This window comes from Rhodanobacter soli (assembly GCF_040548735.1).
GTDB classification, from domain to species: domain Bacteria; phylum Pseudomonadota; class Gammaproteobacteria; order Xanthomonadales; family Rhodanobacteraceae; genus Rhodanobacter; species Rhodanobacter soli_A.
On record NZ_JBEPSD010000001.1, the window covers coordinates 299,308 to 311,376 of the forward strand.

The following is a 12,069-nucleotide window of genomic DNA, read 5'->3' on the forward strand; positions in this document are numbered from 1 at the left end:
GGTCAGAGCCGGCATAGCCGCTCCGCCGCCGCTTCCATCGTGGCGTCGCTCTTGGCGAAGCACAGCCGCAGCAGGCGCGTATCCGGCGCGCGCTCATAAAACGGCGACAACGGAATCGCCGCCACGCCGGCGTGTTCGACCAGCCACTTGCTGAACGCCAGATCGTCCTCGTCGCGGATGGCCGAATAGTCGACGAGCTGGAAGTAACCGCCCGGCACGTCGAGCAGCTTGAGGCGCGACGGCGCCAGCAGCGCGCGGAAGCGGTCGCGCTTGGCCTGGTAGAACGCCGGCAATTCCAGGTAGTGCTGCGGCGTGCTGGCCATGAATTCGGCGAACGCCACCTGCGCGGGGTGGAAGGTGCAGAACGTGAGGTACTGGTGCACCTTGCGGAACTCCGCGGTCAGCGCGGCCGGTGCCACCGCATAACCCACTTTCCAGCCGGTGCAGTGATAGGTCTTGCCGAACGAGGAGATCACGATGCTGCGCCCGGCCAGCTCCGGGTGGCGCAGCACGCTCTCGTGCTGCGCACCGTCGTAGACGATGTGTTCGTACACTTCGTCCGACAACACCACGATATCGGTATCGCGCACGATCGCTGCCAGCTCTTCCAGGTCGGCCGACGACAGCACCGCGCCGGACGGGTTGTGCGGGCTGTTGATCATGATCATGCGCGTCTTCGGCGTCACTGCATCACGCACACGCTGCCAGTCGATCGCGAACGCCGGCACGGTCAGCGGGATGTGCACCGCCCGCGCGCCCTGCAGTTCGATGGCCGGCTCGTAGCAGTCGTAGGCCGGATCGAACACGATCACCTCCTCGCCCGCGCGCACCGTCGCGGCGATCGCCGCGAAGATCGCCTCGGTGGCGCCGGAGGTGAGCGTGATGTCGGTATCGACGTTGAGCCTGCGGCCGTACAGCTTTTCGGTCTTCAGCACGATCTGCTCGCGCAGGGCCGCGATGCCGTGCATCGGCGCGTACTGGTTGCGGCCTTCGTTCATGGCGCGGTTCAGCGCGTCGCGCAGCCCCTGCGGCGGCTCGAAGTCCGGGAATCCCTGGCCCAGGTTGACCGCCTTGTGCTCCAGCGCGAGCTGGCTCATCACACTGAAGATGGTGGTACCGACTTTGGGGAGCTTGGTAGCGATCATCATTTGGCCGTATAAATGTCCGTAAACCCGGCAGCGTACTGCATCGGGGCCACCATGTGCATCACGCCGGCGGAAGTTCAGCCAGCGGGCGCTGCTTGCACTGCTCATGCTTCAGCAAGGTCGTTGCCGGCAGCCGCTCGGCCAGGAAGTCGACCAGGGCGCGTACGCCGGGCAGCATGCCGCGCCGGCTGGGATAGACGAAATGCATGGTGCCCTCAGGCACGCTCCACTCCGGCAGCACCACCTCGAGCTCGCCGCGGGTGATCGCCGGCGCGCAGACGAACTCCGGCAGCAGCGCCACGCCCATGCCGCGGCGGGCCGCCTCCAGCAGCACCGCGAAGTCGCCGGTGATCAGGCGCGCCTGTACCTCGACATTGACCTGCTCGCCGTTCGCACCGATCAGTTCCCACACTTGCGCGCCTTCGTGCTCGCGCATCGACAGCGCGGGCAGTTTGGCCAGTTCCTCCGGCATGACCGGACGGCCCTGGGCCTTCAGCAAGGCGGGGCTGGCCACCAGCTTGGTACGCGACTGGCCGAATGTACGGATCACCAGGTTTGCATCCGTGTCCAGCTTGCTGCGCACGCGGATCGCCAGATCGTAGCCCTCGCCGATCACGTCGACCCGGCGGTCGCTGGACAGCACGCGCACCTGCATCTTCGGGTACAGCGCGAGAAAATCCGGCAGCACGTACGCCATAACCGTCTGCGTCAGCGACACCGGGCAACTCAAGCGCACCACGCCGCGCGGCTCCGCGCGCAATTCGTCCACCGCGTCCTGCGCCGCCTGCGCCTCTTCCAGCACGGCGCGGCAATGCGCGTAGAAGCGCTCGCCCACTTCGGTCACCACAAAGCGCCTCGTGGTCCGCTGCAGCAGGCGCACACCCAGCCGTTCCTCCAACTGGGCCACGCGCTTGCTCAGGCGCGACTTCGGTACGCCCAGCGCGCGGCCGGCCGCGGAAAAACCGCCGTGCTCGACCACCGCCGCAAAGAAGTACAGATCGTTGAGGTCCTGCAGGGCACCGCTCAATACTGCCATGATCGTTTCCATTAAAGAACGATAAGTCCGATAACTGCCATCTTATCGACGCATTGTTTCAAATATATCCTGATTCCATCGCCAAATGTTGGCCTGACCAGGAAAGCTCTCATGAAACTCTTGCATATCGATTCCAGCGCGCTGGGTGGTTATTCGGTGTCGCGCCAGCTGACCGCCGACATCGTAGCCGAGCTGAAGCGCGCCACGCCCAATCTCGCCATCCGTTATCACGACCTGGCCGCACAGCCGCTGCCGCACTGGACCCCGGTGGCCGACGCCAGCGACCCCGCCGCCGTGCTGAGTACGGAGATGCTGGAAGAGTTCCTTGCCGCCGACGTGGTGGTGATCGGCGCGCCGATGTACAACTTCGCCATCTCCAGCCAGCTCAAGGCGTGGCTCGACCGCATCCTGGTTGCCGGCAAGACTTTCCGCTACACGGCGAACGGCCCCGAAGGCCTGGCCGGCGGCAAGCGGGTGATCGTCGCCTCCAGCCGCGGCGGCTTCTACGGCAAGGACACGCCTGCCGCCGCGATGGATTTCCAGGAACCCTACTTGCGTGCGGCGTTTGCCTTCATCGGCATCCACGACGTCGAGTTCGTGCGGGCCGAAGGCATCGCGATCGGCGACGAGCAGAAGGCTGCGGCGCTGAAGTCCGCGCGCAGCACGATCGGGACGCTGGTCGCCAAGGCCGCCTGATCCCCCTGCCGCCAGGCAAACGCCCCTCTTCCTGCCGAAGAGGGCGTTTGCCGTCACGCGGCGGGCGAGCCGTGACCGCCCTGCTGGAAAAACCGCGCGCGGACCGACACACTGCGGATTCATCCGTCACAGGAATCCGTGCATGAAACGCTCGCTACGCCTCTCCCTGCTCGCCCTGCTGGCGCTGGCGCCGGCCGTGCAGGCCGCCGACCTGCTGGTCGACAACGTCAACGGCTACACGCTGGACAGCCACGGCAAGCTGCAGCATTTCCAGGCGCTGCTGGTCGACCAGGGTAAGGTGATCGCCACCGGCAGCCATGCCGAACTGGCCAGCCGCGCCGGCGACGCCAAGGTGATCGATGGCCACGGCAAGACCCTGCTGCCCGGCCTGATCGACGCCCACGGCCACGTGCTGGAACTCGGCTACGCACGCAACAACGTCGACCTTGCCGGCACGAAGTCGCTGGACGAGGCGCTGGCGAAGGTGAAGGCGTATGCCGCGGCGCACCCCGAGGCGAAATGGATCCTCGGCAGCGGCTGGAACCAGGAAATCTGGAAGCTGGGCCGCTTCCCCACCGCGAAGGAACTCGACACTGCGGTTGCCGACCGCCCGGTCTGGCTGAGTCGCGTCGACGGCCACGCCGGCTGGGCCAACAGCGCCGCCATCAAGCTGGCCGGGGTCGACAAGGCCAGCAAGGACCCCAACGGCGGGCGCATCGAACGCGATGCCGGCGGCAACCCGACCGGTGTCTTCGTCGACGGCGCCACCGCGCTGATCGATGCGAAAGTCCCGCCGCCGACCCCGCAGCAGAAGGCCGCCGCGCTGGATACCGCGCTGGCCGAGATGGCCAGCGTCGGCCTCACCGGCGTCGGCGATGCCGGCATCGACCTAGCCAACTACGAGCTGTATCGGCAGTACGCCGACCAGCACAAGCTGACTGCGCGCATCTACGCGATGATCCGGGGCACCGGCGATGACTTCGACACGATCAGCAAGGATGGCCCGCTGATCGGTTATGGCAATGACTTCCTCACGGTACGCGCGGTCAAGCTGTTCGCCGACGGCGCGCTGGGCAGCCGCGGCGCTGCGATGCTCGCGCCCTACTCCGACGACCCGCACAACCGCGGCCTGCTGTTCCTGAAACCTGCGGAGCTGACCGCGGAGATCGGCAAGGCGCTGGGCAAGGGCTACCAGGTCGCCGTCCATGCGATCGGCGACCACGCCAATCGCGAGGTGCTGGACAGCTACGCAGCGGCCTACAAGACCCATCCCGACGGCATCGCGCGGCGCAACCGGGTCGAGCATGCGCAGATCGTCTCGCTCAAGGACATCCCGCGCTTCGTGCCGCTGCAGCTGATCGCCTCGATGCAGCCGACCCATGCCACCTCCGACATGAACATGGCGGAAGACCGCATCGGCCACGAGCGGATCAAGGGTGCCTACGCCTGGCAGCGCTTCCTCAAGCAGGGAACGATCGTCGCCGGCGGCTCGGATTTCCCGGTGGAATCGCCGAACCCGTTCTACGGCCTGTACTCAGCGATCACCCGCGAGGATCACGCCGGCCAGCCGCCGGGCGGCTGGTACCCGGACCAGGACATGACGCCGGCCGAGGCATTGCGCGCGTTCACCCTCGACGCGGCCTACGCGGAGCATGCGGAAAATACCCTGGGCACGCTGGAGCCGGGCAAGTGGGCCGACTTCATCCTGATCGACCACGATATCTTCAAGGACCCCGCGAGCAAGATCTGGAACACGAAGGTGTTGCAGACCTGGGTCGGCGGCAAGCAGGTCTACGCCGCGCAGGATTGATCGGATGAATCGCACGCGCAAAGGCCGGCTGCGAGGCCGGCCTTTGCGTTGCTGATCAGATCGTCGAAGTCTTGCCGCCGTCCATCGGGATGATGGCGCCAGTGACATAGCTGGCGCGTGCCGAGGCCAGGAAAACCGCCACGTCGGCGATCTCCGCCGGTTCGGCCATGCGGCCCAGCGGAATGTCGGCGAGCTGTGCGGCCAGCAGTTCCTCGCGCGGTCGCCCGCTGGCGCGGACCGCCGCATCCAGACCCTCATCGACCCGACCGGTGCGGGTGATGCCGGGATTGATCGCATTCACCCGCACGCCCTTGCCGGCATAGGCATTCGCATAGCCCACGGTGGCCAGCATCAGGGCGGCATTCGCCGCACCGCCACCGATATGCTGCGGATTGGCCTGGCGTCCGCCCTGCCCGATCACGTTGACGATGCTGCCGCGGCCGCGCGCACTCATGCGACGGATCACCGGGTCGATCACGTGCATGTAGCTGAAGTACTTCGCCTGCATCGCCGCCTGCATCGCGGCGACATCCAGCTCATCCGGCGGCGCACGGCGCGCGGCTCCGGCGCAGTTGACCAGCACGTCGACCGGACCATGGTCGTGCTCGATGCGCTCCACGACCCGTTGTGCCGCCACGCTGTCCTTCAGGTCGGCTGGCTGCACCGCCATCGCCAGGCCGAGCGACTCGAGCTGCTGCTGCGCGGCGCGCAGGTTCGCCGGATCGCGCGAAACGCCGACCACCTTCGCCCCTTCGCATGCAAACGCGATCGCACAGGCCAGGCCGATGCCCTTGCTGGCGCCGGTGACCACCACGACCCGGTCGAGCAATTCGAGATCCATGCCTGCCTCCGCGTGACTGATATCGGCGCATTGAACCATGTTCGCCGAATACCGCGGGATGACGGCGGGCAACGGGCGGGCCGCCGTCCAGGCATATAGGCCATCAGTCATGTTGCGAAATCGCATTTGGCCTATTGACGGCTCAAAGTTCAGTGTTATAGTTCACTACAACACCACTCAACGAGGTCACTAAGGAGGCCCGTCATGAAAGCGCAGAACCTGATCGCCAGCGTCGCCGCCGTCCTGTTCACCTTCGCCAGCCTGAGCGCCGTCAACTACAACGTCGACAGCCAGCCGGCCCCGGCCAGCAAGACCAGCGCCACCCCCGTCATCGACCTGGCCCCGGTCCAGGTTCGACCCAGCGCCGCCGAAATGCGCACCGCTGCCCTGCTGAACGACATCGGCGTCGCGGGCGTCGCCACGATCCCGGCCATCGGGCACCTGGACGGCGCCAGCGACACGGAGCAGTTCAGCCTGCTCGGGTCGCAGTTGGTCATGCCCTACTATTCGTTTGGCAACAAGTTCGGCCGCATCAGCAAGGAATAAATATGACCATTACCTGGAACGACAGCGTCCCGATCTATCGCCAGCTGCAGCAACGCGTGGTGGCGATGATCCTGGACGGCGCCTTGAACGAGGGCGACCCGCTGCCGTCGGTACGCCAGGTGGCTGCGGACTACCAAATCAATCCGCTGACCGTGTCGAAGGCGTACCAGGAACTGGTCGACGAACAACTGGTGGAAAAACGGAGGGGTCTGGGCATGTTCGTCATCGAAGGCGCTCGCGAAGCGCTGCTGAAATCCGAACGCGAGCGGTTCTTGCGCGAAGAGTGGCCGGTACTGTTTGCCCGGCTGCAGCGGCTGGGACTGGATCTGAAGACGCTGCTGCGCGAAGCCGGCACCGACAAGGAGGAGAAATCATGAGCGCGGTGATCACGGCCAGTGGCCTGACCAAGCGATACAAGTCGGCGCTGGCACTGGACAACGCCAGTTTCCGGATCGAACCCGGCCGCATCGTCGGCCTGATCGGCCCCAACGGTGCCGGCAAGACCACCGCGCTGAAGGCGATCCTGGGCCTCACCGACTTCACCGGCGAGCTGAACGTGCTGGGCTTCGACCCGCGCAAACAGCGTGACAAGCTGATGGGCGAGGTGTGCTTCATCGCCGACGTGGCCGTGCTGCCGCGCTGGATCAAGGTGCGCCAGGCGGTGGACTTCGTCGCCAACGTGCACCCGCGCTTCGATCGCGCCAAGTGCGAGGCGTTCCTGGCCCGCACCAAGCTGCAGCCCGACCAGCGCGTGCGGCAGATGTCCAAGGGCATGATCGTGCAGCTGCACCTGGCGCTGGTGATGGCCATCGACGCCAAGCTGCTGATCCTGGACGAACCCACCCTGGGCCTGGACATCCTCTACCGCAAGCAGTTCTACCAGAACCTGCTGGAAGACTACTTCGACGAGAACAAGACGATCATCGTCACCACGCATCAAGTGGAGGAAGTCGAGCACATCCTCACCGACCTGATGTTCATCCGCGACGGCAAGATCGTGCTGGATGCCGACATGGACGCGGTCGGCGATCGCTTCATCGAGGTGATGGTCGGCGCCGACAGGGCCGACGCGGCCCGCGCACTGAAGCCGCTGGACGAGCGGCAGGTCTTCGGCAAGAGCATTTTTCTGTTTGACGGCGCGAACCGCGCGGTGCTGGAGGAACTGGGCGAAACCCGCCGGCCCTCCATCAGCGACCTGTTCGTCGCCACCATGAAGGGAACCTACGCATGAAAACCTTCTACTGGCTGGTGAAGCGCGAATTCTGGGAACACCGGGGCGGCTTCTTCTGGGCACCCATCATCACCGGCGGCGTGTTCCTGCTGCTGAATATCATGGGCATCATCACCGCCGAGGTCGTCGGCGCGCGACATGGCTTCGACTTTGGCGCCAGCAGCGTTTTACATAGGGTCGGAACGCAGATGGACGCCGGCGACATGAGCAGAGTCGCTCTGACCATGGACATCGCGATGTTTTCTGCAACGATGCTGATCGCGGTGGTACTCGGTTTCGTGGTGTTCTTCTATTACCTCGGCGCACTGTACGATGACCGTCGCGACCGCAGCATCCTGTTCTGGAAGTCCCTGCCAATTTCGGATACCAGTACCGTGTTGTCCAAGGTGGTCAGCGCGACTGTTCTGGCACCGATCATCGCCGTCGTCGTGGGTATTGTCGTCGGCATGCTGCAGTTACTGATCGTAGCGACGACGCTGTCGTTCCACGGCGTGAATGTGTGGCACCTGCTGGTGCTGGCGCACCCGTTCCGCGTGATGCTCAACCTGATCGGTTACATCCCGCTGTATGCCCTGCTGGCGTTGCCCTCGGCGGGCTGGCTGCTGCTTTGCTCGGCTTGGAGTCGCAACAAGCCGTTCCTGTGGGCGGTGGCGTTGCCGGTGGCTACCGGTCTGGTGGTCAGCTGGTTCGGCCTGATGGGACTGTTCGATCTGCCCACCGTTTGGTTCTGGAAAAATATCGTGCAGCGCAGCTTGCTCAGCGTGTTTCCCATCACCGGTAGTCTGGCAGACGAAACATCCATCACACATCATGTCGCCGGCAATTCCGACCTGAGCTTCATGGATCTGACCAACACCTACCAGCTGCTGGCGTCCGCCAACCTGTGGATCGGTGTGGTGGTCGGCCTGGGCCTGCTCGCCGGTGCAGTCTGGTTCCGCCGCTGGCGCGACGACAGCTGACTTCCGGCCGAACTCGAGAAAGGAGAACATTCATGAAACCCGTCACTTTCAGCGCACTCGCCTTGCTCCTGCTGCTGCCGCTGGCCGCCTGCAGCCAATCCGGCCAGGACACCACCCAACCGGGCGCCGCCAGCGACATGGCCCAGGCCGCAAAGGAAGTTCGCGAGCAGACCTCTTCCTCGATGATCGCCTCCGAGGTCCGCAAGGGCATCGAGCAGGCCAAGAAGGAACTGGTTACCCAGGACATCGACGTGGGTGGCGTCCACATCGGCAACGGTCCGCGCCACCACGACGACTCCCGGCCCAAGGCAGTGATCACCCCGCAAGGCGAGCTGGTGATCGCAGGCAAGCCGGTATCGGCCACGCCGGAACAGCACGCCATGCTGGTGGATTACCGCCAGCAGATCATCGGCATCGCCGAGGCCGGCATGGACATCGGCGCAAGCGGTGCGGACATCGGCGTCACGGCAGCGAAGCAGGCGATCTGGGGCGCGTTCACCGGCAAGAGCGACAAGGAGATCGAGGCGAGCATCAAGCCGCAGACCGACCAGATCCAGGCCGCCGCCATGCAACTGTGCAAGCGCATGCCCGGCCTGCTCACCTCGCAGCAGAAGCTGGCCGCCGCCCTGCCCGCATTCAGGCCCTACGCCACGATGACCCAGGAGGACATTGATGATTGCGGCAGGGACATGAAAGACAAGGACGGCAAGAAAGGCTTCGCCGTATTCTCCGACTGACCCGAGGCAGGCGCCCGCTCGCGGGCGCCTGCAGGACGTCTTTCAAGGTCAACCGTGGATGCCGCCGCGGGTCAGCGCCATCGGGTCGAGCAACTTCTTCAATTCATCCTTCGACAGCCCGGTGGTTTCCAGCGCCACCTCCATGATCGGCCGGTGCTGCTTGTACGCCAGCTTGGCGGTGGCCGCGCCCTTCTCGTAGCCGATCACCGGGTTCAGTGCGGTGACCAGGATCGGGTTCATCGCCAGCGCCTGATTCACCCGCGCCTTGTTGACCTTGAAGCCGGCGATGGATTTGTCGGCCAGCAGCACGCTGACGTTGGCCAGGATCCCGATCGACTGCAGCAGGTTGTGCGCGATCAGCGGCAGCATCACGTTGAGCTGGAAGTTGCCGGACTGGCCGGCGATGGTGATCGAGGCGTCGTTGCCGATCACCTGCGCGGCGACCATCGCCACGGCCTCGGGGATCACCGGATTGACCTTGCCCGGCATGATCGACGAACCCGGCTGCAACGCCGGCAGTTCGATCTCGCCCAGGCCGGCCAGGGGGCCCGAATTCATCCAGCGCAGGTCGTTGGCGATCTTCATCAGCGCCACCGCCAGTGTTTTCAGCGCACCGGACAACTCCACCGCGGCGTCCTGCGCGGCCATGCCCTCGAAATAATTCGGCGCCGACTCGAACTTCACCCCGGTCAGCTTCTTCAGCTGCGCCGCCATCGCCGGGCCGAACTTCGGATCGGCGTTGATGCCGGTGCCCACCGCCGTGCCGCCCTGCGGCAGCCGGCGCATGCGCTTCAAGGCATCCCCGATCCGTTCGATGGCGGAACCGATCTGCGCCGACCAGCCGGACAACTCCTGCCCGAAGGTGATCGGCATCGCGTCCATCAGGTGGGTGCGGCCGGTCTTCGGCGTATTGCGCAGTTCACGCGCGCGCTTGTCGATGGCTTTCTTCAGGTGCTTCAGCGCCGGCAGCAACTGCTCGCTGGCGGTCAGCGTGGCGCTGACGTGGATCGCGGTGGGGATCACGTCGTTCGAGCTCTGCCCGTAATTGACGTGATCGTTCGGATGCACCTTGGCGCCGCCTTGCACCGCCAGGTGCGCGATCACCTCGTTCGCATTCATGTTGGTGCTGGTGCCCGAGCCGGTCTGGAAGATGTCGATCGGGAACTGCGCGTCGTACTGGCCGCCCGCCACCGCCAGCGCCGCCTTGCGGATCGCCGCGGCTTGGTTCTTCTTCAGGTGCCCCATCGCCAGATTGACCTCGGCCGCAGCGGCCTTGATCAGCCCCAGCGCCCGGATGAACGGGCGCGGCAGGTGCAGGCCTGAGATCGGGAAGTTGTCGATCGCGCGCTGGGTCTGCGCGCCATACAGCGCGTCGGCGGGGACTTTCAACTCGCCCATGCTGTCGTGTTCGATGCGGAACGTGGTCATGCTCGGTCCTTGGAGTCAGGGGGAAGGTCGGGGATGGAGTGCCACTCCACGATAGGAATGATTCGCACCATATCAAGAGTCCGGGCCGGCGCCGGCCGGGCCGACAGTCAGCGCGCAGGTTGTAGAATGCGCGTTTCCCTGCCCTGCCGGAAACCCTCGATGTCCTCCCATGCCCTCACCGCCCTGTCGCCGCTGGACGGCCGCTATGCCAGCAAGGTCGAGGCGCTGCGCCCGATCTTCAGTGAGTTCGGCCTGATGCATCGCCGCGTGCAGGTGGAGATCGAATGGCTGCTCGCGCTGGCCGCCGAGCCGAAGATCGCCGAGCTGCAGCCCTTCCACGCCAGCCAGGTCGCCACGTTGAAGGCCATCGCGGATGATTTCAGCGAGGCCGACGGCGAACGGATCAAGGCGATCGAGGCCACCACCAACCACGACGTCAAGGCGGTCGAGTACTTCATCAAGGAAAAGATCGGCGCCGACGCCGGCCTGGCCCAGGCGAAGGAATTCGTGCACTTCGCCTGCACCAGCGAGGACATCAACAACCTGTCCTACGCGCTGATGCTGCGCGACGCGCGCAGCCAGGTGCTGCTGCCGCAGCTGGACGAGGTGATCGCCCAACTGCGCGAGATCGCGCACGCCAACGCCGCCCTGCCGCTGCTGTCGCGCACGCATGGCCAGACCGCTTCGCCCAGCACGCTGGGCAAGGAAATCGCCAACGTGGTGGCGCGACTGGAACGCCAGCGCCGGCAGCTCGCCGCGGTGGAAATCTCCGGCAAGATCAACGGCGCGGTGGGCAACTACAACGCCCATTCCATCACCTACCCGGAAGTCGACTGGCGCGCGTTCTCGCAACGCTTCGTGGAAAGCCTCGGCCTCGACTTCAACGCCTACACCACCCAGATCGAGCCGCACGACGGTGTGGCCGAATACTGCGACGCCGTGCGCCGCGCCAACATCATCCTGATCGACCTGGCCCGCGACATCTGGGGCTACATCTCGCTGGGCTACTTCAAGCAGACCCTGAAGGCCGGCGAAGTGGGCTCCTCGACCATGCCGCACAAGGTCAACCCGATCGACTTCGAAAATGCCGAAGGCAACTTCGGCCTCGCCAACGCCTTGCTTGGTCATTTCGCCGAGAAGCTGCCGATCAGCCGCTGGCAGCGCGACCTCACCGACTCCACCGTGCTGCGCGCACTGGGCACCGCCTTCGGCCACACCCTGGTCGCGCTGGAATCGCTGAAGAAAGGCCTGGGCAAACTCAACGTCAACGCCGAACGCATCGCCGCCGACCTCGACGCCAGCTGGGAAGTGCTGGCCGAAGCCGTGCAGACCGTGATGCGCCGCTACGGCCTGCCGCAGCCGTACGAACAGCTCAAGGCGCTGACTCGTGGGCATGGCATTACGCGCGAATCCATGCGCGAATTCATCGGCAGCCTCGACCTGCCGGCCGAGGCGAAGCAGCGGTTGCTGGAGCTGACGCCGAGCGGCTACATCGGCTTGGCTGAGGGGCTGGCGAAGGACATCTGAGCGCGGTTGCTCGCCTGGTGCACTGTCGCCCCAGCGGCGAGGATGCGTGTATGCGCTGACCATGCGGTTTATTCCCGCACTTCCGGGGTTATAAAGATCGCGCCTCGATTTGT

The 12,069-nt window shown here is 65.3% G+C and carries 12 protein-coding genes; 8 read left to right on the forward strand and 4 right to left on the reverse strand.

Features of this window, described 5'->3' with window-relative positions; all coding sequences use genetic code 11:
- Positions 1-2: 2 nt before the first annotated feature.
- Together ABIE04_RS01365 and ABIE04_RS01370 are read right to left on the reverse strand one after the other, a co-directional pair.
- A complete protein-coding gene (locus ABIE04_RS01365) occupies positions 3-1,145 on the reverse strand; it encodes a pyridoxal phosphate-dependent aminotransferase (RefSeq protein ID WP_354549744.1) in 1,143 nt (380 codons plus the stop codon).
- Between the two features lie 61 nt (positions 1,146-1,206).
- Positions 1,207-2,181: a LysR substrate-binding domain-containing protein gene (locus ABIE04_RS01370; RefSeq protein ID WP_354546799.1), complete on the reverse strand. Its 975-nt coding sequence runs from the start codon at positions 2,179-2,181 to the stop codon at positions 1,207-1,209.
- Positions 2,182-2,292: 111 nt separating this feature from the next.
- Between ABIE04_RS01370 and ABIE04_RS01375 the strand changes: the two genes are divergently transcribed.
- The gene (locus ABIE04_RS01375; protein ID WP_354546800.1) at positions 2,293-2,877 is read left to right on the forward strand and encodes an FMN-dependent NADH-azoreductase; all 585 of its coding nucleotides are present in this window, start codon (positions 2,293-2,295) and stop codon (positions 2,875-2,877) included.
- Between the two features lie 142 nt (positions 2,878-3,019).
- Positions 3,020-4,687, forward strand: a complete 1,668-nt coding sequence (locus ABIE04_RS01380; RefSeq protein WP_354546801.1) for an amidohydrolase — start codon at positions 3,020-3,022, stop codon at positions 4,685-4,687.
- A gap of 55 nt (positions 4,688-4,742) precedes the next feature.
- Here ABIE04_RS01380 and ABIE04_RS01385 read toward each other — a convergent pair whose 3' ends face one another.
- Entirely contained in the window at positions 4,743-5,528 is a 786-nt protein-coding gene (locus ABIE04_RS01385; RefSeq protein WP_354546802.1) for an SDR family NAD(P)-dependent oxidoreductase, read from the reverse strand.
- A gap of 204 nt (positions 5,529-5,732) precedes the next feature.
- Between ABIE04_RS01385 and ABIE04_RS01390 the strand changes: the two genes are divergently transcribed.
- The 5 genes from ABIE04_RS01390 to ABIE04_RS01410 are packed head-to-tail and all read left to right on the forward strand — an operon-like array spanning position 5,733 to position 9,001.
- The gene (locus ABIE04_RS01390; RefSeq protein WP_354546803.1) at positions 5,733-6,074 is read left to right on the forward strand and encodes a hypothetical protein; all 342 of its coding nucleotides are present in this window, start codon (positions 5,733-5,735) and stop codon (positions 6,072-6,074) included.
- A 2-nt stretch (positions 6,075-6,076) separates the two neighbouring features.
- Complete coding sequence (locus ABIE04_RS01395) at positions 6,077-6,451, forward strand: GntR family transcriptional regulator (protein WP_354546804.1); 375 nt, start codon at positions 6,077-6,079, stop codon at positions 6,449-6,451.
- Positions 6,448-7,305 carry an ABC transporter ATP-binding protein gene (locus ABIE04_RS01400; protein WP_354546805.1) on the forward strand — a complete coding sequence of 286 codons (858 nt, stop codon included), beginning with the start codon at positions 6,448-6,450 and terminating at the stop codon, positions 7,303-7,305. Before ABIE04_RS01395 ends, ABIE04_RS01400 begins: the two co-directional genes overlap by 4 nt.
- Positions 7,302-8,264: a hypothetical protein gene (locus tag ABIE04_RS01405; RefSeq protein ID WP_354546806.1), complete on the forward strand. Its 963-nt coding sequence runs from the start codon at positions 7,302-7,304 to the stop codon at positions 8,262-8,264. The genes ABIE04_RS01400 and ABIE04_RS01405 overlap by 4 nt, the downstream gene beginning before the upstream one ends.
- 32 nt (positions 8,265-8,296) lie before the next feature.
- On the forward strand, positions 8,297-9,001 hold the full coding sequence (locus tag ABIE04_RS01410) for a hypothetical protein (protein ID WP_354546807.1): 705 nt from the start codon (positions 8,297-8,299) through the stop codon (positions 8,999-9,001).
- Between the two features lie 48 nt (positions 9,002-9,049).
- Here ABIE04_RS01410 and ABIE04_RS01415 read toward each other — a convergent pair whose 3' ends face one another.
- Complete coding sequence (locus tag ABIE04_RS01415) at positions 9,050-10,429, reverse strand: class II fumarate hydratase (protein WP_354546808.1); 1,380 nt, start codon at positions 10,427-10,429, stop codon at positions 9,050-9,052.
- A gap of 159 nt (positions 10,430-10,588) precedes the next feature.
- Between ABIE04_RS01415 and purB the strand changes: the two genes are divergently transcribed.
- Positions 10,589-11,956 (forward strand): adenylosuccinate lyase, encoded by a 1,368-nt coding sequence (gene purB / locus ABIE04_RS01420; RefSeq protein WP_354546809.1) that lies wholly within the window; start codon positions 10,589-10,591, stop codon positions 11,954-11,956.
- Positions 11,957-12,069: the final 113 nt, after the last annotated feature.